Here is a 25374-nt window from a genome sequence, read left to right as displayed (position 1 = left end):
ATGGGAAGAATCGGGGTGTTTCTCCATGTGGTATATACCACTTACAGTCTGACTATACCATGTATTTGGCAGAACACAAGCGCTTACACCAATTTTCTGCCAAAAATCTCCCTGTTTTGTCCCATACTTTTCCCACGGTTTTGCAATCTGGCGGGGGACGCAGCCGGGTGGTTCTGTAGTGATGGTAAATTGGTATATACCATTTTGGCTGGTTCGGTAATTTGAGTGCCCGGACAGAACTGGTTCACCCCCGGGATGAAGGCTGATTCCCCGGCACCGGCAACCTGACCCTGCCGGATGCTTCATCCAGTAAAAAACGCCGGGACTGTGATGACCCCGGCGTGCCGTTCAGTTTTGCGTTCTGCGGTCAGTTCTTCCGGCTGTCGATTTCCCGCAGACAGGCTGCCAGCCGTTCCTTTCCAGGACAGATCCCCTTACTGTATATATTCGCCAGTTTCCGACGGATGCGCGGAAATTCATACAGAGTAAACATTTCAGAAAAACAAAAATTCTTCCCGTTCCAGCCAAACACCAAAAACCGGAACAGGTGGTTCCTCTCCCGTTCCGGCTTCATCAGCCCGCTGAAACTGCGGCTTTCGCATCATCGTTCTGTTCTGACTCGCTCAGGCCTGTGCGTCCACGAATCCGTAGATGTCCATGGCCCCCAGCTTGTCCAGAATCATCAGCTCATCTTCATCAATGTGGCCGATCAGATTGCGCTGTCCATCATTTTTCATGGGCTTCATCACAATCTGCACCTCACCGGCGTAATGCTTGCAGTTGTCATTCACCAGCACCACATCACCCTTTTCGAAGGTCTTCTTCGCACAGGGACGGGGCGTGAATTCTCTGCCTTTGTACAGCATGCGCCCCAGACGGCTGCGCAGCATGTAATTCAGGCAGTCCCCCAGATCCACATGATAGTTGAAGCTGAACACCGCATCTTTTTCGTTGTCACTCAGCCCCTCTTCCAGATGCAGCTTCAGCGGGATCCGGACAGTTTCGCCCTCCGGCAGCCACTCCCGGAGGATGTCCCCGAAATACGGATCCACTGCTTCCAGTTCCTCCACCTGGGGATACGCCTGTTCCATCGTCTTCGCAATCACATCAAATTCCGCGTCGGAAGCAAAGGCATTGCCGAAAATCGCCTCCGTGACGTTTTTCATCGCAATCATATGCTTCAGCTGCGACTCCACCGGAATATCCCGGTGTTCCTCCACCGTGGGCAGACCATCGGACACCGGCCAGGGGCCATGGGTCCCCGGAACCTGGGAACTCAGAAACATCGCCGTGGAGATTCCCTGCTTCTTCAGCGCGTCATTGGTTGCATCCACTGCTTCAAAAGACGGACAGGTATAGCGCTGGGGATAGAAGTTGTGGCAGGTCAGGATGTTGTCCGGGTTGCCGCCTGCTTCGATGATGCCCGCAGTCAGATCGCTCATGGAGGCATTGAACTCGATTTTCAGTCCATCCTGGTTGTTCACCAGAATCACATCCCGCTCATCCCGGAACGGTCCGTCCATCCGCAGAATATCCAGCCCCATTTCCCGGAACACCGACAAATCATCGGCCTTGGCACCCAGCCGTTCAAACAGCTGACCATTGCAGTCCCCGGAGACCACCATGCCGTATTTGTGCGCCAGATCCGTCAGTTCCCGGAAATAGCGGATCAGTTCCTCCTTCGTGCCATCCACTGAAAACAGCGAAGTGAACACCTTGGTGAACCCGTGCTCCGATGCGGTTTTCAGATACGCTTCGATTTCTTCCCGGCTCTCCTGCTCCGGATACAGGGAAATTCCCAGTCTGATTTTTTCCATATTTCTTCTTTCCTGCTCTTTCGTTTCTATGCACCATCCACCCGGACAGACCAGGGACAGTGCCGCACTGGTATCATATCAGCTGACCCGGCCATTGACAGCGCTTCCAGTGCGTTTCGCCCTGTGGAATTGCTTCCTCAAGCCCGGAAGCATCTTCTCTGTCAGCAGCAGCCGCAGATGATACGATGATGGGTATGAAAAAACAGACACTGCTGCTTGGAATCACCTTGTTTTCCATGTTCTTCGGCGCGGGAAATCTGATTTTCTCGCCGTATATGGCCGCCCAGGCCGGCACCCTCACGCCACAGGCTCTCCAGGGATTCGCCCTGACCGCCGTCCTTCTTCCGGTCCTGGCCATTGTGATCATCGCGCCCTTCAACAGTGCCTCCGCCATGATCAGCCGCCTCTGGAAACCCCTTGGTCCCGCCTTTGTGACCCTGGTCTATCTGCTCATCGGTCCCTGCATTGCCATTCCCCGCACCGCCGGCACCTCCTGCGAAATGTGGACCTGGCTCATCGGCACCGGAACAGCTGCCAGAGTCCTGTACACCCTCGTGTTTTTTGCTGTGGCCGCGCTTTTTGCCCTGCGCCCCGGCAGGCTCAAGGACATCCTGGGAAAGATTCTCGGCCCGCTGCTGCTGATCCTGATTCTCTTTCTCTGCATCCCCGTGCTGCTCCATCCCGGTCAGGTGGCACAGCCCGCCCCCGGTCCCTGGCAGAGTCAGCCTTTTCTCACCGGACTGCAGGAAGGCTATCAGACCATGGATATCCTCGCTGCGTTCTGTTTCAGCGTTGTGATCCTGCTGAACATCCGGCAGATGAAACCGAAAAACGAAACCAGAGTTCTGGCCGGCGCAGCTGTGACCGCCGGGATCCTGCTGGTCACCGTATACGCCCTTCTTGCCACTGCCGCCATGTCCCGCAGCGCCAGCCTGCAGTCTCTGACCAACGGCGCGCAGATTCTCTCCGCCATGGCGCTGGACTCCTGGGGATCCCTGGGACAGCTGCTCTGCGGTCTGATTTTCCTGCTGGCCTGCTGCAATGTCTGCGCCGGTCTTCTGGCCTCCTGCAGCGAATACTTCTGCGAGCTGATACCCGCGGTTTCCTACCGCATGTGGCTGCTTCTGTTTACCGCAGCCGGGATCCTGGTGGCCATTACCGGACTGGACTCCATCCTCTCCTGGTCCGGCAAGCTGCTCTCCCTGATCTGCCCTGTGGCCATCCTGCTGCTGATCACCGGGCTGTTTCGGCGGCCGAAACCTTCAGCCTCTCCTGAGCCTGAGGCAACGAACACTGACTGAAATCCGCTCCGGTATGCCGATGCATGCCGGGGCTTTTTTCCGGCTGCGGGTGCCGGATGCCTATACAACGGGTACATACATAACAAACGGCACAGCCCTTCGTTCCTGCTGTTTCAGGAACCGGGCTGTGCCGTTTTTCAGATCTGATTTTCCAGGAACCCCGCAATCAGGCCCGGACCTTTGAGGGCCATCCAGAGGTCGATGAGCAGGAATACCACTGTCACCACCAGGGAATACACCAGGATGTGGTCAAAGAGCCCGAACATCAGCAGGGGCAGAAAGAGCACGAGAATGATGGCCCAGGCGACAAACATCTCGATCATGCCGTTGAAATTGTTCTTCACCGCTGTCGTGTCATCGTCCCACACCAGTTTGGGATGCCAGCCATCCACCAGCAGACCGAGGCCATTCACAAACACACTGGCCACCAGTGCCGCCGCCAGCATCACCAGACCGTCCAGAGCCGAACCCCGGATCATCCACACAGCCAGCACGACAAACAGCAGGCAGGAAACAGCGGACCAGGCAGTACCCAGCAGGCCTTTTGCCAGGATCTGGGTTCTGACCGGCACCGGAATCACTTTCATCCGCCAGAGATTCTGTCCTTCCCGGGAGAAGGCAGTGGAGGTGATCATGTTCATGGAACTGATAAACAGCCCGATGACAAGACCCGCAGCAGGCATCCAGATGGCGAGCCCCGTCAGGTCCATGCTCTGCAGCAGGGCGGGGATGTCCTGGATCATGAACATCGCCCCGAAGATGATCACCATCAGAAATGGCGGCAGCAGGCAGTTCATGAACCAGGCAGGGGTCCTGACCAGCATGCGGTTGTCCGTGATCATGCAGGAGACCAGTGGCGAATGCTGTCGGCTGGTTGTCCGCCGGGTCACTTTGCGTCCGGCGCTGTTCATGGTGGTGACAGCGGGAAGAAACAGCCGGTTGGCGACCAGGAGAAAGAGTGCCAGTGCCAGCAGGGTCACGCCCAGATACAGGCAGAAATCCGACAGGCTCAGCACGCTGATGGAACGGGCAGCCCAGGCCAGCTGCGGGAACACCCAGTTGATCAGGGCAATTCCCTGAGGATCCTGCATCATTTCCATGAGCAGTTCTCCGTCACTGGCGCTGAAGCTGGAACTTGCCAGGGAAACGCCCACGGCCATCACCAGTGTCAAAAGACCAAACACAAGATTGAACCGGTCCTTGTCCCGGAGAGCCGGGACAAACCGCATGAGGATCATCATCACCACGCCCACCGCAAACACCGGCAGCAGCGGCAGAGTCGCCAGGATCAGCAGGGAGACCAGGATCCGGAGAATGTCCGGATGCACGGTCCAGTAGGCTGCAAACACCGGCAGGGCAAACAGCATCCCCAGCAGCAGCTGACCCGAGAGCACCATGGCGGTTTTCGCCAGGACAATGGAGCCGGGTTTCAGCGGCAGAGGGAGCAGGATCTGAGTGTCCCGGGAGAAATAGAACACCGTGGGCACCACCATGCAGCCCATGATCACAGTCAGCAGACAGGGAATGAGCATCCCGGCTTCCAGCATGATGGTGTCCAGAGTACCCTGGCGGAAGGCTTCCAGAAAGGAAACATACAGCAGCCCCAGTGTGGGCAAAAAGCACAATGCCAGCACGGCCATGAGCAGCACACCCCGGCGCCCTTTCTTCGTTTTCAGGTCCAGGGTCATGCTGTTTTTCAGCAGAACCCGGTAGACAAGCCAGGCCTCAGACACGGCCGGTCACCTCCAGGAAGATTTCCTCCAGCGTTTTGTCCGGATACTGCTCCTGCAGGTTTTCCAGCGTGCCGTCATATTTCAGCTGTCCCTGGTTGATGAGCAGAATCCGGTCGCAGAGTTTTTCCGCCACTTCCAGCACATGGGTGGAAAAGAACACGGTTTTCCCCCGGGAGGCGTGTTCTTTCATTTTCTGCTTCAGAATCCAGGCGGCACCCGGATCCAACCCGGTCATGGGTTCGTCCAGGATCCAGATATCCGGGTCGGACATCAGCGCCCCGATGATGATGGCTTTCTGCCGCATACCGTGGGAGTAGTCGGACATCCGGGTGTCCAGGGCGTCGGTCATTTCAAATTCCCGGGCCAGAGCTTCCAGGCGCTGTTTCCGGGTGTCCGGATCCACCTGATAGACATCCGCCATGAACTCCGCGTATTCCCGTCCGGTCAGCCGCAGCAGCAGATCGGGAGAATCCGGTACAAAACCGAACAGTTTTTTGGCTTCCAGCGGCTGGGTTTCAATGTTCCGGCCATCCAGTTCCAGGGTTCCGGCATCGGGTTTGAGAACACCGGTGATCATGCGGATGAGCGTGGTTTTTCCGGCGCCGTTGGGGCCGATGAATCCGGTGATTTTTCCGGATTCCACCTGGGCGGTGAAACCGGCTACGGCGGTTTTATCTCCGTAGGTCTTGGTGACATTCTGAATGCTGATCATGTCTCACAATCAATCCTTCCTTATATATGCATTATGCTTCCTGCTTCCTGGCAGTCTGCCGGGTACAGAACCCCGTGTCCTGTATCCGGCTACAGTATGACACAGATGCAGACGAATAAATCTGAATTTTTTCTCTTTTCTGATTTTTGTCAGTATCCGTTGCCCTGTGAATCTTATTCCAGATCAAATCCCCGGGCATAGAGGATCTGTCCCAGCACCAGCAGCACCAGATCCGCCAGGACATAGGCACCGGCGATGGACCGGAACAGCTGCTGCAGCTGCATCACAGACAAAGCTGACTCATCCCCAAAGAACGCGGGACCGGTCTGCAAAATGATGAGACCCACCATGAGCAGCATGATGACCAGATACAGTCCGATTCCTGCCAGAACCGACCAGCCCAGCCTGGCGCCATGCTGCTGCAGCCCCAGCGCCATGCCCGTCATGCCGCACAGCCAGTACACCATCATCTGCAGCCATGCCCCCGCGGCGATCAGTTCGATCAGGTGAAAGCCGGAGTCCGGGTTTTGATCCAGAATCAGGCGCAGGGAGACTGCAAGGGAATTCGGCGTCCACAGCAGCATAGCAGCCAGGACGGTGAGAAGGGACAGCGTCACAAAGAGCAGACCCGGGAGCACGAAGGTAAGCCACAATGTTCCCCGGGATACCGGCAGACTGTGAAGCACAGTGGCTTCCGGCTTGAAGTTATTCCGGTAAAAGCTATTCCAGCTGGCCAGAAGGGTCAGCAGCAGACTGGCAGCCCCGAGAATTGTGGTGAGAATCCCCAGGCCTCCCTGCAGCAGCTGCATCCAGCCTGTGGGCTCAGAGCCCGGAAGACGGTGCAAAGCAGCTACCGCCAAGGTCGCCAGATACAGCGGGAGCAGAGGCTTTGCCAGATATATCAGTTCATATTTCATCCGTTTCATGCCTGCATGCTCCTTTTGAATGCCTCTGAGATGGAAAGACCGGTGCGCTGGCGCAGGGCATCGGCATCTTCCTGCAGAACGGCTTTGCCTTTGTCCAGAAAAATCACCTGGTCCAGGATCCGTTCCACGTCCTGAATCAGATGGGTGGAAAGCAGCAGCGTGCTTCCCGGGCGGTATCCTGTCAGGATCGTGTCCAGAATTTCGTCCCGGGTCACCGGATCCACACCGGACATGGGTTCATCCAGCAGATACAAGTCAGCGTCCCGGCTCATGACCAGCACCAGCTGGAGCTTTTCCCGCATGCCTTTGGACATTTCCCGGAGTTTCTGACCGGGGTCCAGATGCAGCTGCCGCATCAGGGCATCCGCTTTTTCCCGGTTGAAATCCGGAAAGAATTCCTCCCAGAACCGCAGGACTTTCCCCGCGGACCAGGACAGATCCAGGCCGCACACCTCCGGCAGCCAGGATACCTTTGCCTTTGTGGCTGTGCCGGGCTGCTGTCCGTCCAGTGTGAGTTCTCCTTCATCCCAGCGGGCGACACCCGCCAGCAGTTTGATGAATGTGGATTTTCCCTGTCCGTTCTTTCCCAGCAGCCCGATTATGGCTCCTTCGGGGATTTCCAGGGTCAGCCCATTCAGTGCCCGGACCTGTCTGTAGGTTTTCACCAGATTTTTGCACTGTATTTTCATGCTTTCATTCCTTTCTGCCGCAGAAGGGCGGCAATCTGCGCATCGTCGCAGCCAAGCTGCCGCATCTGGGTCAGATAGCGCTCTGTCAGTTCCAGCGCTTCTGTTTCTCCTTTTGCCAGCAGTTCGCTGCTGGTAGCAGCCACATATTTTCCGGCACCCCGGCGGGTGACAATGAGTCCTTCCCGCTCCAGCTGTGCCAGAGCCTTGACCATGGTGTTGGGATTCACCTTCAGCTCCAGGGCCCATTCCCGGACAGAAGGGAGCTTGTCCCCCTGTTTCCAGGTCCCGGCAATCATGCCCTGCCGGATGTATTCTGTGATCTGCAGCCAGATTGGCCGCTGATTGTCAAATTCCATTCCCCGCCTCCCGTCTACTGTACTACTACACTAGTACAGCAGAACAACTATGTCAATGCGCTTTCAGACCCTGAGAGGTTTCAGAGAGCCCGTTTCTGCGACCCGGAAGTCTGCTATGATGTAGACATGAATTACGGAGAAATCAAAACCAACGACATTGCCAATGGAGAAGGCGTCCGGGTGACGCTTTTTGTATCCGGCTGCCGGAATCACTGCTTCAACTGTTTCCAGCCCCAGACCTGGGACTTCGATTACGGGCAGCCCTTTGACCGGGCTGCACAGGAACGGATCCTGACAGAGCTGGAACGTCCCTATGTGCAGGGTCTGACCCTGCTGGGGGGTGACCCCTTCGAGCCGGAGAACCAGGAGGCGCTGGTTCCGTTTCTGGAAGAAGTGAAAGAGCGGTTTCCGGACCGGGACATCTGGTGCTATACCGGCTATGTGCTGGATCAGGATCTGCTGGATGGCGGCCGCCGTCACGGTCCCTGGACTGACCGGTTTCTTTCCATGCTGGATGTGCTGGTGGATGGTCCCTTCCGGCAGGAGCTGTATGACATCTCCCTGAAATTCCGGGGCAGCTCCAACCAGCGGGTGATCGATGTGAAAGAGTCTCTGGCAAGGCAGGAAATCGTGCTGCATCTGGAATGATGCCCGGCATGGCGGTCTGTATGCAGAACGCATCGGCTTCATAAAATCCGGAAAAAACAGTCCGGGAAAATATGCTAGAATGGTTTTCAGAAAGCATTTTCAGAAAGCGGAGGAATGAAGGAATGAACAACAGAAAAGAAACCTTTGTGGACAAGGCGGACGAGCAGCTGCGGGGACTCTCCGACAATTCCCTCCATGTGTTTGCCATCATACTCCGCGTGGCGGGCATTGCCCTGTTTCTGGAAAGCTGCGGCAGCGGCTCCTTTGTCCTCAGTCTGATTTTTCTGGTGCTGACCATGTCCCTGGCAGATTACCTGGACAAGATCCGGAAAAAGCGCCGGAAGAAAAAGAAACACATCCAGGACTATATTGATGTGGAAGCCACACCCCATGTGGAGCCCAAACCGAAAATCCCCACGCCTCCGGCCATCCACCCGGCTTACACCCGGACCCTGGATGAACTGGAGCGCTCCGCCGCCCAGCTGGAACGGCAGTTCACCCAGCTGAGCGCCTTCCTGGATGATTTCTTTCAGGACAGCAGCATATCCAAGGACAAATACCTGTCCCAGATCGACGCAGCCCGGAAATCCTGCCGCAAAAACCTGGACAAGGCAGCCAATGCGGTGAATCTCTTTGGTGACTCCAACCCGCCTTCCCCGATGCGCCAGGAGGTGCTGGACGGTTATGTGGAAAGCTCCCGGCGGACTGTGGCGGATGTGAACGCCATCATTGACGAGCTGCTGCGGGTGGATCAGTCCAATACCCGGCTTACCTACGAGTTCCTGGACGAGAACCTGGATCAGCTCAAACGGGTCACCAGCCAGTACGACAAAACGAAAACCTTCTGAAGCAGGCAGCCATGCCTGCTTTTTTCTTCGGTCCCTCTGGCCGGACGCAGCAAAAAAGGCCTCCGGCTTCAGACAGGATCCTGTATCTGTCTGTGCCGGAGGCCTGATGATCTGCATGACTGCAGACTGGCTGCAGAGGCTGCATCTGCCCTATGGATGCGGACCGGCTTTTGCTTATGCCTGATCCAGAGCGGCGATCAGCTCCACTTCCACCTTGACACCTTTGGGCAGGTCTTTCACTGCCACACAGCTGCGGGCCGGCTTGTCCGTGATGAACTGCCCGTACACTTCATTGAACGCCGCGAAATCCTGGATATCCGCCAGAAAGCAGGTGGTCTTGATGACTTTGGTGAAATCCGTTCCCGCGGCTTCCAGCACCGCCTGCAGGTTGTTCATGACCTGGCTGGTCTGGCAGCGGATGCAGCCTTCACGGATTTCTCCGGTTTCCGGGATGATGGGAATCTGCCCGCTGGTATAGAGCACACCGTTGTAAGCCACGGCCTGTGAATATGGGCCAATGGCTGCCGGGGCTTTGTCTGTATGAATTTTGTCCATGATTGTTTTCCTTTCTGATGCCGCCATGCCGTGACGGCTGTCTGATTGCTGAAGCGGTTCTGTCAGTCCAGAACGTGGAAACCGGCTTCTGCCAGTCCCTGCCGGACTTCCCGGATATGCGCCCGGTCCCGGGTCTCGATGCTGATGCGCAGCACACAGGCTGTGATGCTGGAGCCTTCACTGGCTTTTTCATAAGCCACCGTCTGCACATTGGCACCCAGTTCTCCCAGAATGCCGGATACAGCCGACAGCTGCCCGGGCTTGTCTTCCAGCTCGATGGCCAGCACATCGCTGCGCCCGCTGGTCATGAGACCCCGTTCGATGATCTTCGACAGAATCGTCACATCGATGTTGCCCCCGGAGACCACGCAGACGATTTTCTTCAGATCCGCCGGCAGCTTGTCAAACATCACTGCCGCCACGGACACAGCTCCGGCACCCTCCGCGATGAGCTTCTGCTGCTCGATCAGTGCCAGGATTGCCGCTGCGATTTCATCATCATTCACCGTGACAATGCCATCCAGATACTGCCGACACAGGGCAAAGGTGTTGTCTCCGGGTTCCTTGACCTTGATTCCGTCTGCCACCGTGGTGACTTCCTCCAGGCACACCACCCGTTCCTCTTCCAGACTCGCCGCCATGCTCGCAGCGCCCTCTGCCTGCACCCCGTACACCCTGATGTCCGGACGCAGGGATTTCACGGCAAAGGCAATGCCCGAAGCCAGTCCGCCTCCGCCAATGGGAACCACCACCGCATCTGCATCCTGAATCTGATCCAGGATCTCCAGACCGATGGTCCCCTGACCGGCAATCACCAGTTCATCATTGAAGGGATGCACGAAGGTATATCCCTCTTCCTGCGCCAGCCGCAGGGCTTCTTCATAGGCGTCGTCATAGACCCCCGGGACCAGCTTCACCGTGGCGCCATAGGATTTCGTGGCTTCCACTTTCGAGATCGGTGCGCCGTCGGGCAGACAGATCACCGAGGGAATCCCGTTGGCTGTGGCAGCCAGAGCCACGCCCTGGGCATGATTGCCGGCGCTGCAGGCCACGACGCCGTGACGGCGTTCTTCCTCTGTCAGCTGGGAAATCTTGTAGTAGGCACCCCGCAGCTTGAAGGAGCCTGTATTCTGCAGGTTCTCCGTTTTCAGATAGACTTCCCTGCCCGGGGCAATTTTCGGCGCCAGGATCAGATCCGTTTCCCGGGCCACATCCCGGAGCACATACCGGGCATGATAGACTTTGTCCAGTGTCAGCATTCTGTTTCTCCTTCCTGCCGGGCCGCCAGCTGATCCACCAGCTGTCTGGCTGCCCGGGCACTGCGGCCGGCTTTGCGCAGGGCAAACTGCTCTGCCAGCCGGGGCAGGTCTTTGTCTGTGATTCCTTCCTGTCTGGCCAGGGACTCCACGATTTCCAGGTACAGGGCTCTGTCCGGTTTCCCGAAATACACCCGCAGTCCGAACCGCTCGGAGAGCGATACGGTTTCCTGCATCGTATCCTGTCGGTGAACTTCGTCTCCTTCCCTGGCCTGAAATGTCTCCCGGACAATGTGCCGGCGGTTGCTGGTGGCATAGATGACGGTGTTCCGGCTCCGGGTGCTGGCGCTTCCCTCCAGCACGGCTTTCAGCGCCGCAAAATCATCATCGTTTTCCCGGAAACTCAGATCATCAATGAACAGGATGAACTTCAGCGGCTGTCCCGCCAGCTCATCCAGCAGCCCCGGCAGCAGATGCAGGCTGCTTTTGTTCAGCTCGATCAGCCGGACCCCCTGGTCCTGCAGCTCGCTGGCCACAGCCTTCACCGTGGCGGACTTGCCTGTTCCCGCGTCACCGTACAGCAGGATATTGGCGGCTTTCGCGCCCCGCACCAGCGCCCGGGTGTTTTCCAGCACCTCTTCCTGCTGTGCCTTGTAGCCCACCAGATCCTGCAGCCGGACCGGATCCGGATTGGTCACCGGCAGCAGCCGGTAGCCGGCAGGGGTCCCGTCATCCGGTTCCAGCCGGAACATATGCCAGCGGGCGAAGTCCCCGAAGCCATACCGGCTCACGGAAGACACCCGTTCCAGCCACTTCGGGTACAGCCGGCAGTCATCCTCCACGGTGTAGCCCGCCTTGTAGCCATAGATGTCGAAGAACGCCGGGGACAGCAGTGCCATTTCCGACAGCGCATGCAGCTCGGTCTTGGCTGCCGTAAGCATCACCGCCGGAATCATTTTCTGCTGACTGGCAAGCCTTACGCAGCCGGTTTCCAGGGACAGAACCTGCTCCGTGAAGTACCGGGTCCAGTTGGTCTGCCCGGTTTCGTAGAGTGCATGCACGAATTTCGCATAGCTTTCCGGTTCCGGCTCTCTGAGCAGTTCATAGAATGCATGAATCACCGGATCTTCTTCCAGCCCCCGGAACAGGGCGAAACACCGGGTCCAGCCATAGTAATCCTGCGGCGTCATCAGCGGTTGATCACGGCTCCCTTGTCCGCGCTGGAGACCATCGCCGCGTAGCGTTTCAGGTAGCCTTTCACGTTTTCCTTTTTCTTAACCGGCATTGTCTCCCTGCGCCGGGCCAGTTCCTGCTCATCCACCTTGAGTTCGATGCTATGGCCGGGAATGTCAATGGAGATGATGTCTCCATCCTGCACATAGGCAATGAGTCCCCCGCGCACGGCTTCCGGAGAAATATGACCGATGGAGGCTCCTCTGGTGGCTCCGGAGAACCGGCCATCGGTGATCAGTGCCACTTCCTTGTCCAGGCCCATGCCGGCAATCGCCGAGGTGGGTGACAGCATTTCCCGCATGCCCGGTCCGCCTGCAGGTCCTTCATACCGGATCACAATGACATCTCCCGGCTGGATTTTTCCGCCGAAGATGCCCGCAATGGCTTCCTCTTCGCTGTCGAACACCTTTGCCGGTCCTTCATGCACCAGCATTTCCGGGGCCACGGCACTCTGCTTCACCACGCAGCCACCCGGCGCCAGATTCCCCCGGAGTACCGCAATGCCACCGGTTTTCGAATAGGCGTTCTCCGGTTTCCGGATCACCTCCGGATTCAGATTGTCATGACCCTGCAGGTTTTCCTTCAGGGTTTTTCCCGTGACAGTCATCACATCGGTTTTCAGCAGACCCAGCTGATCCAGCTCATTGAGCACCGCATAGACGCCCCCTGCCGCATTCAGATCTTCCATATAGGTGGGACCCGCCGGCGCCAGATGACAGAGGTTGGGCGTCACGGCGGAAATCTCGTTGGCCATATCCAGATTGATGTCAATGCCGCACTCATGAGCGATTGCCGGCAGATGCAGCATGGAGTTGGTGCTGCAGCCCAGGGCCATATCCGCGGTCAGTGCATTGTGGAAGGCATCCTCGGTCATGATGTCCAGGGGACGGATGTCCTTTTCGATCAGCTCCATGATCTGCATCCCCGCATGCTTGGCCAGCTCGATCCGGGAGGAATACACCGCAGGGATCGTGCCGTTGCCCGAGAGCCCCATGCCCAGCACTTCGGTCAGGCAGTTGTGGGAGTTGGCGGTGTACATGCCGGAGCAGGAACCGCAGGAAGGACAGGTGTTCAGTTCGTATTCCTTCAGCTTGGCTTCGTCGATTTTGCCGGCTTTGTATTTGCCCACTGCCTCGAACATGCTGGACAGCGAGGTTTTGTGCCCGTCGATGCGCCCCGCCAGCATGGGACCGCCGGATACGAAAATCGTGGGCAGATTCAGACGGGCCGCCGCCATGAGCAGACCCGGCACATTCTTGTCGCAGTTGGGCACCATGACCAGGGCATCAAAGGCATGAGCCAGGGCCATGGCCTCTGTGCTGTCCGCAATGAGGTCCCGGGTCACCAGAGAATACTTCATGCCTTCATGACCCATGGCGATGCCGTCGCAGACCGCAATCGCAGGGAATACCACCGGCGTTCCGCCGGCCATGGCCACGCCCATTTTCACCGCATCAGTGATCTTGTCCAGGTTCATGTGCCCCGGGACGATTTCATTGTACGAAGACACAATGCCCACCAGCGGACGCCGCATCTCCTCTTCTGTCATGCCCAGGGCATGGAGCAGGCTGCGCTGGGGCGCTTTTTCCTGCCCGGTTTTCATATTGTCGCTTTTCATATCGCTCTCCATCATCACTTTCTGTCTGCTGAACAGCAGGTCCGTCCCGCCGGGCTGGAACCTGCTTTGTTCTGTATATGGCAATAAGGACAGCTCATCACTGTCCTTATTGCGGTTGATTCATCACGGTATCTGCCCCTGACTGCAGGGTCGCGGATCCAGGTCTTTGAAATCTGGCTTGACAGCCCCGGGCTGCGGTCCCCGGGGACCGCAGACTGGCAGATCAGTTGTTGATCAGCTTGTCCTCATCGCTCCAGCTGTACAGCGCGCGCACTTCCTCGCCCACTTTTTCCGAAGGATGCTCTGCAGCCAGCTTGCGCAGTGCACGGAAATGGGCCTGGTTGCCGGCGCTGGACATTTCCACCAGGAAATCCTTGGCGAATGTGCCATCCTGGATGTCCTTCAGGATCTTCTTCATGGACTTCTTCGTCTCATCGGTGATAATCTTCTCACCGGTGATGTAGTCGCCGTATTCCGCTGTGTTGGAAATGGAGTAGCGCATGCCCGCAAATCCCGACTGATAAATCAGGTCCACGATCAGCTTCATCTCATGGATGCACTCAAAGTATGCATTGATGGGGTCATACCCTGCTTCGCACAGTGTCTCGAAACCGGCCTGCATCAGCGCAACCACACCGCCGCAGAGCACAGCCTGTTCACCGAACAGATCGGTTTCCGTTTCCGTCCGGAACGTGGTTTCCAGCACGCCCGCACGGCTGCCGCCAATGCCCGCTGCATACGCCAGACCAATGTCCATGGCATCGCCGGTGGCATCGTTTTCCACTGCGATCAGGCAGGGAACGCCTTTTTCCGCTTCATATTCCGAACGCACTGTGTGACCGGGACCCTTGGGAGCGATCATGATGACATTCACGTCCTTCGGCGGCTGAATCAGGCCAAAGTGGATGTTGAAGCCATGGGCGAACGCCAGCGTTTTGCCGGCAGTCAGATTCGGCTTGATCTCCGATTCGTACACAGCCTTCTGCTTTTCATCCGGAATCAGAACCATAATCACATCCGCTGCCTTCGTGGCATCTGCCACACTCATGACCTCCAGACCCTGTGCCCGGGCTTTGTCGGCGGATCTGGATCCTTCATACAGACCAACGACCACATCCACACCGGAATCCTTCAGGTTCAGTGCGTGGGCATGACCCTGGGAACCATATCCGATGATTGCCACTTTTTTGCCATTCAGCTTGTTCAGATCGCAGTCCTGCTGGTAATAGATTTTTGACATGTCTTATTCTCCTTCTCTGCTGTCTTCTGTATTTCCGTTGTCCTGTCGCAGGTAATGGCAGCCCCGTTCCAGCGCCACCACACCTGTCCGGCACATTTCCAGAATGCCGTAGGGCTTCACAATTTCAATGAATGCATCGATTTTCGTCGTCTCGCCGGTGATCTCCACGCACAGGGTATTGGGGGAAAGATCAATGATCTTCGACCGGTAGATGTCCACCGCCGACAGAATATCCGACCGGGTATCCGGGGAATTCTTCAGCTTGATCAGCGCCAGTTCCCGTTTCACCGACGTATCCCGTTCCATCACCTTGATTTCCTTCACGTTGTACAGCTTCGCCAGCTGCTTCACGATCTGACGCCGGGTGGTTTCGTCTCCCTCCGCGCTGATGGTCATCCTGGAAAAGACGGGATCTTCCGTTTCTCCCACCGTCAGGGAATGGATGTTGAATCCCCGCCGGGTGAACATCCCCGATACCCGGGACAGGGCACCGGATTCGTTCTCCACCAGGATCGCGACCTCAAAATGTTCCTTGTGTTCCATTACTGGACCTCCGTGATGATATCGTCAAAAGATCCGCCGGGAGGCAGCATCGGCAGGACGAAGGCATCCGGGTCAATGGCCACATCCACCACCACAGGCCCTTCCTGGGCAAATGCCTCGGCCATCACCGGTGCCAGTTCCTTCCGGTTCATGATCCGGAATCCCTTCGCACCGAAGGCTTCAGCCAGCTTCACGAAATCCGTCTGCCGGTTCAGCGTGGTCTGGGAGTAGTGCTTGTCGAAAAACAGATTCTGCCACTGCCGGACCATTCCCAGCACGTTGTTGTTCAGAACAATGATCACCACCGGGGTGTTCTGCGTCACCGCCGTGGCCAGCTCATTCAGGTTCATCCCGAAAGATCCGTCTCCGGTGAACAGCACGGTCTTTTTCCCCGTAGCTGCCGCCGCACCGATCGCGGCCCCCAGTCCGAATCCCATGGTTCCCAGACCACCGGAGGTGATGAACGTCCGGCGCCGGTGGAACGGATAATACTGCGCCGTCCACATCTGGTGCTGCCCCACATCCGTGACCACCGGTGTATCCGCCTCCGTATGCCGGGCTGTTTCCCAGATCAGGGCATGCGGTGTCAGTTCCGCCGGATCCAGCGTCGCCTCCAGCTGTTCTTCGCCAATCGCCCGCAAGGCATCCAGCCGGGCATTCCAGGCAGGATGTCTCGCCGGTTCGACCGCTTCGATCAGCGCCTGCAGCGCTTCTTTCAGATCCCCGCCGATTCCCAGATCAGCCGTAATGTTCTTGTCAATCTCCGCCCGGTCAATATCCAGGTGAATCACCCGGGCGCCCCGGGCATACTTGCCCACATCTCCGGTCGCCCGGTCCGAGAACCGCGCACCCACCGCGATGATGAGATCCGCTTCATCCTGACCCACGGACGCCGGGTAATGCCCGTGCATGCCCACCATCCCCAGGAACCGTTCGTTGTCATTGTCAATAGCCGACAGCCCCATGAGGGTGGAACCGATGGGGGCGTCGATTTTGTCCGCCAGCGCCAGCACTTCCTCCGACGCATCCGCGGTGATCACACCACCGCCTATATAAATATAAGGAGACACAGATTCCGCGATCATCTGCGCCGCCGCATCGATCTTGCGGAGCTTCACCGCCCGCTGTTCTTCTTTCTGCACCACCGGACCCGGCTCATACTCCTGCATCTGAATCTGAACATCCTTGGGAATGTCCACCAGCACAGGCCCAGGCCGCCCGGATTTCGCGATCCGGAACGCCTCGCGGATCGTATCCGCCAGTTTTGTGTAATCCTTGACGAAGAAATTGTGTTTGGTGACCGGAAGCGTCACACCGGTGATATCCACTTCCTGGAAACTGTCCCGCCCGATCAGGGCATTGGGCACGTTTCCGGTAATGGCCACCAGGGGCGTGGAATCCAGATAGGCTGTGGCGATCCCCGTCACCAGGTTTGTTGCACCGGGACCGGAAGTGGCAATGACCACACCCACATCCCCCGTGGCTCTGGCATAGCCGTCCGCCGCATGACAGGCGCCCTGTTCATGGGCCGTCAGCACGTGATGGATCCTGTCTTCCCGCTTGTACAGTGCATCATACAGATTGATGACCTGCCCGCCCGGGTATCCGAACACGGTTTTTGTTCCCTGCTCAATCAGAGTTTCAATGACAATATCCGCACCACTAAGCAGCATTCATATCCCTTCCTTTCCCTTCAGACAATGTATGTTCATTCTACACCAAATGAAAGGATTGACCAAATGTGTTTTCAGAAAGTTTCAAAGGAATGTTTCAGGTGTTTTTCTTGTATTTCAGACCCCTGCGGACAGTGGCCCGGGCTTCCTGGCTGTTTCAAGGCCGATGACAAAAGACCCTGCCGGGTCTTTTGCGGCAGGGCATGACTGGATAGAGGCGGCAGGGAGCAGGAACAGGTGGCTCAGCTGAAGCGGACCTGATGCTTGCCCTGAAGCACCGCTGCAGCAAAGCGAAGAGAGCCGCAGTACAGCACAGAGCCGGTTTCTGCCAGTGCCTGCTCCAGGGTGATGACGGGCAGATGAAACTGACGGGACAGTGCTTCCAGATTGGCCAGTCTTTGGGAGTCGAAGTGGACCAGTACAAGGTCTCTGCCGGTTTCCAGCAGTCTGCGGATCATCTCCGGTGCCTGCTTGTCAGCCAGCACAGAGAAACAGATCCTGTCCACCGCCGGCATGGACTGACACAGCGCTTCGATTCCTTCGGGATTGTGGGCGCCATCCACCACCTGAAGCGGAGAACGGCGGATAATCTGCATCCGTCCCGGCCAGAAAAACGACTGTTCAGCCTGTTTTATGGGAAGTGATCTGATTTGCGCCAGATTCAGCAGTGCAAGTGCAAGGCCCAGGTTGCTTTCCTGGTAGAGGGGAAACGAGTCCGGCAGTTCAACAGGCGGGGAAACAACCAGGGCGGTACCGGCTTTGCGGGCTTCCTCTTTCAGCAATTGGAGAATGACCGGATTCTCTTCACAGGTGGCTGCCGGGACATTGCGTTTGAACACCCCGGCTTTGGCCCGGGCCACATCCTCCAGGGTATCTCCCAGCAGCTGCATGTGATCTCTGCCGATGTTGGTGATGCCTGTGGCCAGGTAGTCCAGCGCAGTGGTGGCATCCCGGCCTCCCCCCAGCCCCACTTCCATCAGCAGCAGATCCGCGTCATTTTCCGCAAACCAGATCAGCGCCATCCAGAGATCGGCTTCAAACATGGTGAACTGATGCTGTTCAAACAGCGTGAGCCAGGTATCATACAGCCGCTCCCAGTCCTGTGCAGGAATGGGCTGGTGATTGATCTGAATGCGTTCAAAGTGACTGAACATGTGGGGAGAGGTGAAAACGCCGATGACCGGACAGTCTGCGAGAAGGGAGAGCCAGGTGACGGTGCTGCCTTTCCCGTTGGTTCCCGCCACCTGGATGGCCGGAATCTTCAGAGTGTGGGGAATGTATTCCTGTATGAGCTGGCGGAATTCCCGGGGCGGTCGATTGGAGCCGGTGCGGGTTTCCAGAGATGCGATTTTTTCTTCCAGTGTCATTCTTTCATTATAGTCAGCCACTTATAATAGAACCATGGCAATCACAGACAACAGCTGGGATGAACTGATCCAGCGCGAGAAAGAAAAGGATTATCTGAACAATCTGGACTGGGCTCTGGCCCGGGAGTACAAAACAAAGAAGATCTATCCCCCGAAGGGGCAGATTTTCGAGGCTTTGAAGAAGACACCGAAGGAGAACGTGAAAGTGGTGATTCTGGGTCAGGACCCGTATCATGGCGAGGGACAGGCGCATGGGATGGCGTTTTCGGTAAATCACGGTGTGCGGATCCCGCCTTCTTTACGGAATATGTACAAAGAACTGGAAAACGAGTACCAGGTCCCCTTTTCCCGGGATGGAAATCTGGAGGACTGGGCCCGGGATGGGGTACTGCTTCTGAACCCGATCCTGACGGTGGAGGATGGCAAACCGCTGTCCCATGAGAAGCTGGGCTGGCAGCAGTTTACGGATGCGGTGATCGATGAGCTGGAGAAGCAGGAGCAGCCGATTGTGTATTTGTTGTGGGGGAGCAAGGCGCGGCAGAAGAAGGAGCGGATTCACAATCCGAATCATCTGGTGCTGGAATCCCCGCATCCGAGTCCGTTGTCGGCGAACCGGGGGTTTTTCGGGAACGGGCATTTCCGGAAGGCGAATGAGTTTCTGGAGGCGCACGGTGTTGAGCCGGTGAACTGGACGAGGAGTACGCTGGGATAACCGGGATAATGCAAGCGAAAAGGCCGTCAGGGATTGTGTCCTCTGGCGGCTGTTTTGGATGAGAGAGATAGGGGCGAGAGGCGCAATTGATGGACGGAGGCTATATAGACAGAGTGAGGACATAATGTGAAACCCCGCTGATGCGGGGACAGGCACAGGTAGGAGTCACTGAAATAGTCCACCTCAGGATCACCCCCGCATACGCGGGGACATGTATCTGCTTGAAGCCGCATGCAAAAGAAAAGGAGGATCACCCCCGCATACGCGGGGACATGCATGACGGCACCGATAAAGGACGCCGGGGTGCAGGATCACCCCCGCATACGCGGGGACATGTGCCGCTGCTGGAGCGATTGCTGCAATGCAGAAGGATCACCCCCGCATACGCGGGGACATGTGGATTAAACTTTTCTTGAATGACATGAAATGGGGATCACCCCCGCATACGCGGGGACATGTCCACGCGCTCTACTCCGTCCCATTCCAGACCAGGATCACCCCCGCATACGCGGGGACATGTCTTTAATTCAGCCAGCGCTCGACCATATAACAGGATCACCCCCGCATACGCGGGGACATGTAAGTCGGAAGCTGGTTCACTTCCGCCAGTTCCGGATCACCCCCGCATACGCGGGGACATGCCCTGCCGTCTGGTGCAACCGGTGGAGTTGAAGGGATCACCCCCGCATACGCGGGGACATGCTTACCTTGATTCAGAAATCGGCGCCCGGGATAGGATCACCCCCGCATACGCGGGGACATGTATCGGATAATGATTAAGTACCTTCGGACCATGGGATCACCCCCGCATACGCGGGGACATGAGGATTACACCCCTGAATCGCTTGCAAACCTACGGATCACCCCCGCATACGCGGGGACATGTAATCTTCTGTTTCCAGTTTCACTCCTGCTACCGGATCACCCCCGCATACGCGGGGACATGCTCCGGGATGGTCAACAGCCACAGATTGCGTGAGGATCACCCCCGCATACGCGGGGACATGTCCGTTTTTTCCGCTTCCGGCAGCGTGTCCACAGGATCACCCCCGCATACGCGGGGACATGCCCAATTAAATTGTCTTCTCCAAACCACTTTGAGGATCACCCCCGCATACGCGGGGACATGGTCCTCCTTTCAGAACCTTCGGTCTGTCGAAACGGATCACCCCCGCATACGCGGGGACATGTTATCTCCAACTCCCCAGTAGCTGTAGGCCATAGGATCACCCCCGCATACGCGGGGACATGGTATTGTTATGTCATTACTGTTCGACTGTTCCGGGATCACCCCCGCATACGCGGGGACATGTACAGCCCCGACTCGTTGATGACGATGGTCTCCGGATCACCCCCGCATACGCGGGGACATGGACGGCAGTAATATCTGGCTTCTCTGTCTGTCAGGATCACCCCCGCATACGCGGGGACATGGTCTCATTTCTAGCCTTATGACCACAGAAGTGCGGATCACCCCCGCATACGCGGGGACATGTGGATTAAACTTTTCTTGAATGACATGAAATGGGGATCACCCCCGCATACGCGGGGACATGTCCACGCGCTCTACTCCGTCCCATTCCAGACCAGGATCACCCCCGCATACGCGGGGACATGTCTTTAATTCAGCCAGCGCTCGACCATATAACAGGATCACCCCCGCATACGCGGGGACATGAGATTATGCCGTAAATGTTGTCAAAAGATACATGGATCACCCCCGCATACGCGGGGACATGTTGACGCCTGTGTATTTCACTTCTGAAGTACCGGGATCACCCCCGCATACGCGGGGACATGCACGCAACCGCGGCACACCATGAGTCCCCAACGGGATCACCCCCGCATACGCGGGGACATGAGACTGAGCCGGCGACAATCTGCTGGCCTAGTAGGATCACCCCCGCATACGCGGGGACATGCGTTTGAGGCAGATGATTCGCAAAGAGGGTTGAGGATCACCCCCGCATACGCGGGGACATGACTATTCAGTCCTCCCGGTAGACGCTAATCAGAGGATCACCCCCGCATACGCGGGGACATGTTCACCTTATCCAGCGTTTTCTGGATGAAATCGGGATCACCCCCGCATACGCGGGGACATGTAAAAGCCTTTGCCTTTTTTTATGCTTGCCGACGGATCACCCCCGCATACGCGGGGACATGCTCGCCCTTTCGGGCATTGTCTTTGTCATTGGGGGATCACCCCCGCATACGCGGGGACATGGGCTGATGAATGGGCCGCTGCGGATGGCGACACGGATCACCCCCGCATACGCGGGGACATGCGGACTGGGCAAAAGAAATCCGGTCATTCTTGAGGATCACCCCCGCATACGCGGGGACATGTGCCCTGTGGCCCGGTTGAACCGGGGGCGACCCGGATCACCCCCGCATACGCGGGGACATGCCGGTTGGACACAAAATATGAACCGCAAGTCAAGGATCACCCCCGCATACGCGGGGACATGCTTAATCCATTCTTCATTGATTTTATTGCGTTGGGATCACCCCCGCATACGCGGGGACATGTCAAAGAACTGTGCAAGAAAGTCGATGCTGGGAGGATCACCCCCGCATACGCGGGGACATGTCCAGCGCCAGCGTTTCATCCGGGCTGTAGGGGGGATCACCCCCGCATACGCGGGGACATGGTACACAATCCGGAAAGTCTTCACGCCAGAAGGGGATCACCCCCGCATACGCGGGGACATGTTATCAGACACAATTATTAAAAAACGCCCCGGGGGATCACCCCCGCATACGCGGGGACATGCTTTCATGTTCCTGATGTCGCTGAGGCCAACTAGGATCACCCCCGCATACGCGGGGACATGTCATGGTGCAGATCAATGAGGTCTGCACCATAGGGATCACCCCTGCATACGCGGGGACATGCAACCCTGTCCTGGGGTTCCAGTCTTCTGGTCAGGATCACCCCCGCATACGCGGGGACATGTCCTCTACCTGTTTTTGTGGAATATAGCCAAAGGGATCACCCCCGCATACGCGGGGACATGATACCGGCATAAGACAGAGCAGCGTCAATAACAGGATCACCCCCGCATACGCGGGGACATGTGTACTGGAGTATTCCAGCAGATGGCGAAGTAAGGATCACCCCCGCATACGCGGGGACATGATCTTTGGCTGATGGCTCCAGCAGAAAAGTCCGGGATCACCCCCGCATACGCGGGGACATGCCAATCTTTTCATTGCTATTGGCAACATTTTTAGGATCACCCCCGCATACGCGGGGACATGCCCGGTTGGCGCAAGAGTACCGGGACAGGGCGAGGATCACCCCCGCATACGCGGGGACATGGTTCCTGCTTGCATACAAACGAAAATGTTGGTAGGATCACCCCCGCATACGCGGGGACATGTCAGTTTTTCCTGGGTGGACCCGCTGCACCCAGAGGATCACCCCCGCATACGCGGGGACATGGGCCATCCGCTCATATGATTACATCGAAGTCAAGGATCACCCCCGCATACGCGGGGACATGTCTTTAATCTTCATCGACTGTTTCGTTTGTCTAGGATCACCCCCGCATACGCGGGGACATGGGAACTGAGTTCCTTTTCATTAAGAATAATTGGGGATCACCCCCGCATACGCGGGGACATGTGAAACTCCGGGCCTTCGAAGAGGCTTATCCGAGGATCACCCCCGCATACGCGGGGACATGGTACACAATCCGGAAAGTCTTCGCGCCAGAATGGGATCACCCCCGCATACGCGGGGACATGGGAAGAACCCGAATAACCCAGACAAACCGTTGGGGATCACCCCCGCATACGCGGGGACATGTTCTCTTTCTGACCCTGTCGGTATATCCGGGCAGGATCACCCCCGCATACGCGGGGACATGTCAAGCAGGGTGTAAGCCAGAGCCTGGGGAAACGGATCACCCCCGCATACGCGGGGACATGTCGTGAGCCGGGAGCAGCTGCAGCGGCAGTATCGGATCACCCCCGCATACGCGGGGACATGCGGTCCGGATGGCTGCGCCGCCGAAGCAGAATGGGATCACCCCCGCATACGCGGGGACATGTTTGCCAGTTCTGCGTTGTTATCGTCCTGGTCAGGATCACCCCCGCATACGCGGGGACATGCGTTCATCATACTGCGCTTTCTCAGGGTTATCCGGATCACCCCCGCATACGCGGGGACATGCACATAGGTGCTACAAAGCTACAAAGTCCGTTGGGATCACCCCCGCATACGCGGGGACATGGGGGTCGGCTGATAGATAAAGAGACCCGACTGCGGATCACCCCCGCATACGCGGGGACATGTTGACGTTCATTGAGCCAATTGGATACAGACTGGGATCACCCCCGCATACGCGGGGACATGTATTTTTCAGCAGCGCAGGTGCGACATCATCCAGGATCACCCCCGCATACGCGGGGACATGAAAAAGATGGACAGTTGCTAATGGAGGCATTTCGGATCACCCCCGCATACGCGGGGACATGGCTAAATAACCCCTTTATATAAAGGACTTTCATCTCTCATTCTGCCTGATTTTCTTTAACTCGCATAGTAAACCATGCACAGCCAGGCAGTCCTCTATTCCTTCGTGGGAAGGATGAGACGACAGTCCTAAATAATCAATCAGAGTATTCAGCCGATAATTTGGGATCCCTCTTATTCGTTCCCGTGCCAGCTTAAGAGTATCAACAGTTGTTAATTTTGGTAACTGTATTTCCGTGTTGCGGGACAAGTTTTGCAGAAAGCTCAAATCAAAACCTACATTGTGTCCTACGACTGGATTCGAGCCAATAAACTGGATCGTTTCTTTCAGTGCCTCTTCAGGAGGGATTCCTTCATCATTTAATTGTCTGTCAGTAATTCCAGTCAATTTAACAATAAACCCAGGAAGTCTCCCAACTATTTTCACCAGTATCCGCAGTTGTTCGGAGATCGTATTTTGCTTGACTCTGACCATGGCAATTTCGATGATTTGATCCGTTTCCGGATCTAGTCCCGTGGTCTCTAAATCAATCACTACATAATCATCAGGAATCTTCTTCTTTCGTCCCAAATTCTGATGTTTAGCCTTCGCAATCCTCTTTACAGGTTTACTTTTTGGACTTGTTGCATCCCTATAATTTATCCTACGAGGATGACGCATCAGTGTTATACCATCAAAATCAACAGGATCCCAGGTATCGCCAAGAGTTCGCAACGCAAAGTGAGTTTCACTGCGTACGCCATAAACCATACAAGCCCGTCCGGAGCCGATAGAATTCTCGATTCTTTCCCAAAGCCGATCTCTGACTCTCGCAGACACGTCCCCAACATAGACACCAGGCGCAATTTCAAAAAGCCATTTAGTCAAGTCACCTTTTAAAGCAGGGGTGCAGATTGACAGGGCTATGACAATCATACATTGTCATCCTTACTAATGGTTTTAGAGAAGTATTGCGTACCAGCTGTTGTCGATCCACGAATACCATCCCACAAGCATAGAGACGCATCTTCGTCTGAGAGAACAACATCCTCATCCGATAATAACCATTGAAGATCTTTGACAATCCGCTCAATCAGATGCGATTCATAAAACACATCTCTCATGCGTTTTCGGGTCTCCAAAGCTATGTTGGGTGTATGTTCACCAGCAAGCTTAAATGCTAATGGAATCGTATATTCAGCTTTATATAAATCTGCAACATCATAAACGAAAGACTTTTCCAACCCAACATGAATGAACCCCAGCCCAGTTGCCAGTCCCAATGCTGCAATAACAGAGTGCGTCAACCCATATAAACAGGTATTCGCAACCGATAATGCTTTATTCACATCATCAGAACCATCGAAATCGTCCGGTTTATAGTTTCGACCATTCCAAGGCACATGCCATTCATCTGACAACTTTTTATACAGCGCCCTAACTCGACTGCCTTCCTTTCCCCGTAATTGCTGAAGCGTCAATCTACTGACATCTTCTCCAGGGAATCTCATGGAATACATTTTTCTAACAACCTGAAGATGCAGTTTCTGATTACTGACCAGTTTAGCTTGCTTTTGAAGCAATGCAGAATTTGCTGAAAGCGGTCGACCTCCCGCGTAATATTTTGGTCGCTCTAAACTTTGGTGAGGTTCCGACTCTCACATCCTGTACACTTGGATGAGGA

At 56.4% G+C, this 25374-nt stretch carries 19 protein-coding genes, 1 pseudogene and 1 CRISPR repeat array; of the genes and pseudogenes, 4 read left to right on the top strand and 16 right to left on the bottom strand.

What is annotated here, in order from left to right; genetic code table 11:
* Window positions 1-623 precede the first annotated feature (623 nt).
* Window positions 624-1817 carry a MupG family TIM beta-alpha barrel fold protein gene (locus tag QZ305_RS07715; protein WP_294731149.1) on the bottom strand — a complete coding sequence of 398 codons (1194 nt, stop codon included), beginning with the start codon at window positions 1815-1817 and terminating at the stop codon, window positions 624-626.
* Window positions 1818-2011: 194 nt separating this feature from the next.
* Here QZ305_RS07715 and brnQ point away from each other — a divergent pair, with 194 nt between their 5' ends.
* The gene (brnQ, locus tag QZ305_RS07710; protein WP_294731148.1) at window positions 2012-3118 is read left to right on the top strand and encodes a branched-chain amino acid transport system II carrier protein; all 1107 of its coding nucleotides are present in this window, start codon (window positions 2012-2014) and stop codon (window positions 3116-3118) included.
* 137 nt (window positions 3119-3255) lie between these two features.
* Here the strand turns inward: brnQ and QZ305_RS07705 are convergent, their stop codons facing one another.
* The 5 genes from QZ305_RS07705 to QZ305_RS07685 all read right to left on the bottom strand — a co-directional run bounded on the left by QZ305_RS07705 (window position 3256) and on the right by QZ305_RS07685 (window position 7534).
* Window positions 3256-4851 carry an ABC transporter permease gene (locus QZ305_RS07705; protein ID WP_294731147.1) on the bottom strand — a complete coding sequence of 532 codons (1596 nt, stop codon included), beginning with the start codon at window positions 4849-4851 and terminating at the stop codon, window positions 3256-3258.
* A complete protein-coding gene (locus tag QZ305_RS07700) occupies window positions 4844-5563 on the bottom strand; it encodes an ABC transporter ATP-binding protein (protein ID WP_294731146.1) in 720 nt (239 codons plus the stop codon). The genes QZ305_RS07705 and QZ305_RS07700 overlap by 8 nt, the downstream gene beginning before the upstream one ends.
* 173 nt (window positions 5564-5736) lie before the next feature.
* Window positions 5737-6489, bottom strand: a complete 753-nt coding sequence (locus QZ305_RS07695) for a hypothetical protein (protein WP_294731145.1) — start codon at window positions 6487-6489, stop codon at window positions 5737-5739.
* Window positions 6486-7178 (bottom strand): ABC transporter ATP-binding protein, encoded by a 693-nt coding sequence (locus tag QZ305_RS07690; RefSeq protein ID WP_294731144.1) that lies wholly within the window; start codon window positions 7176-7178, stop codon window positions 6486-6488. The genes QZ305_RS07695 and QZ305_RS07690 overlap by 4 nt, the downstream gene beginning before the upstream one ends.
* Window positions 7175-7534, bottom strand: coding sequence for a GntR family transcriptional regulator (locus QZ305_RS07685; RefSeq protein WP_294731143.1), 360 nt, complete (start codon window positions 7532-7534; stop codon window positions 7175-7177). Before QZ305_RS07685 ends, QZ305_RS07690 begins: the two co-directional genes overlap by 4 nt.
* A 126-nt stretch (window positions 7535-7660) precedes the next feature.
* Here QZ305_RS07685 and nrdG point away from each other — a divergent pair, with 126 nt between their 5' ends.
* On the top strand, window positions 7661-8182 hold the full coding sequence (nrdG, locus tag QZ305_RS07680; RefSeq protein ID WP_294731142.1) for an anaerobic ribonucleoside-triphosphate reductase activating protein: 522 nt from the start codon (window positions 7661-7663) through the stop codon (window positions 8180-8182).
* A gap of 122 nt (window positions 8183-8304) precedes the next feature.
* Window positions 8305-9030, top strand: coding sequence for a hypothetical protein (locus QZ305_RS07675; RefSeq protein ID WP_294731141.1), 726 nt, complete (start codon window positions 8305-8307; stop codon window positions 9028-9030).
* 174 nt (window positions 9031-9204) lie between these two features.
* On the opposite strand, the gene QZ305_RS07670 is transcribed toward QZ305_RS07675, so the two are convergent.
* The 8 genes from QZ305_RS07670 to QZ305_RS07635 form a co-directional block, all read right to left on the bottom strand.
* Entirely contained in the window at window positions 9205-9585 is a 381-nt protein-coding gene (locus tag QZ305_RS07670; RefSeq protein WP_294731140.1) for a RidA family protein, read from the bottom strand.
* Window positions 9586-9647: 62 nt separating this feature from the next.
* The gene (gene ilvA / locus QZ305_RS07665; protein WP_294731139.1) at window positions 9648-10844 is read right to left on the bottom strand and encodes a threonine ammonia-lyase; all 1197 of its coding nucleotides are present in this window, start codon (window positions 10842-10844) and stop codon (window positions 9648-9650) included.
* Complete coding sequence (locus tag QZ305_RS07660) at window positions 10838-12031, bottom strand: ATP-binding protein (protein ID WP_294731138.1); 1194 nt, start codon at window positions 12029-12031, stop codon at window positions 10838-10840. Before QZ305_RS07660 ends, ilvA begins: the two co-directional genes overlap by 7 nt.
* A complete protein-coding gene (ilvD, locus tag QZ305_RS07655; RefSeq protein WP_294731137.1) occupies window positions 12031-13692 on the bottom strand; it encodes a dihydroxy-acid dehydratase in 1662 nt (553 codons plus the stop codon). Before ilvD ends, QZ305_RS07660 begins: the two co-directional genes overlap by 1 nt.
* 223 nt (window positions 13693-13915) lie before the next feature.
* Window positions 13916-14932 (bottom strand): ketol-acid reductoisomerase, encoded by a 1017-nt coding sequence (gene ilvC / locus QZ305_RS07650; RefSeq protein ID WP_294731136.1) that lies wholly within the window; start codon window positions 14930-14932, stop codon window positions 13916-13918.
* Window positions 14933-14935: 3 nt separating this feature from the next.
* Window positions 14936-15475 carry an acetolactate synthase small subunit gene (gene ilvN / locus QZ305_RS07645; protein WP_294731135.1) on the bottom strand — a complete coding sequence of 180 codons (540 nt, stop codon included), beginning with the start codon at window positions 15473-15475 and terminating at the stop codon, window positions 14936-14938.
* Window positions 15475-17148 (bottom strand): biosynthetic-type acetolactate synthase large subunit, encoded by a 1674-nt coding sequence (ilvB, locus tag QZ305_RS07640; protein WP_294731134.1) that lies wholly within the window; start codon window positions 17146-17148, stop codon window positions 15475-15477. Before ilvB ends, ilvN begins: the two co-directional genes overlap by 1 nt.
* A 242-nt stretch (window positions 17149-17390) precedes the next feature.
* Window positions 17391-18515: a folylpolyglutamate synthase/dihydrofolate synthase family protein gene (locus tag QZ305_RS07635; protein ID WP_294731133.1), complete on the bottom strand. Its 1125-nt coding sequence runs from the start codon at window positions 18513-18515 to the stop codon at window positions 17391-17393.
* A 34-nt stretch (window positions 18516-18549) separates the two neighbouring features.
* Between QZ305_RS07635 and ung the strand changes: the two genes are divergently transcribed.
* The gene (gene ung, locus QZ305_RS07630; protein WP_294731132.1) at window positions 18550-19227 is read left to right on the top strand and encodes a uracil-DNA glycosylase; all 678 of its coding nucleotides are present in this window, start codon (window positions 18550-18552) and stop codon (window positions 19225-19227) included.
* Window positions 19228-19352: 125 nt separating this feature from the next.
* Window positions 19353-23712: a CRISPR direct-repeat array (repeat unit 28 nt; unit sequence GGATCACCCCCGCATACGCGGGGACATG).
* Window positions 23713-23741: 29 nt separating this feature from the next.
* On the opposite strand, the gene cas2e is transcribed toward ung, so the two are convergent.
* Both cas2e and cas1e read right to left on the bottom strand, forming a co-directional pair.
* Window positions 23742-24626 (bottom strand): type I-E CRISPR-associated endoribonuclease Cas2e, encoded by an 885-nt coding sequence (gene cas2e, locus QZ305_RS07625; protein ID WP_294731131.1) that lies wholly within the window; start codon window positions 24624-24626, stop codon window positions 23742-23744.
* Window positions 24623-25303, bottom strand: a pseudogene (cas1e, locus tag QZ305_RS07620) (type I-E CRISPR-associated endonuclease Cas1e); the annotation flags it as partial. The gene cas2e and the pseudogene cas1e, both read right to left, overlap by 4 nt.
* Window positions 25304-25374: the final 71 nt, after the last annotated feature.

The organism is uncultured Faecalibaculum sp. (genome assembly GCF_910588395.1).
Taxonomy (GTDB): domain Bacteria; phylum Bacillota_I; class Bacilli_A; order Erysipelotrichales; family Erysipelotrichaceae; genus Faecalibaculum.
Note: the sequence above shows the minus strand (reverse complement) of the source record. Positions and strands in the feature narration are given on the sequence as shown.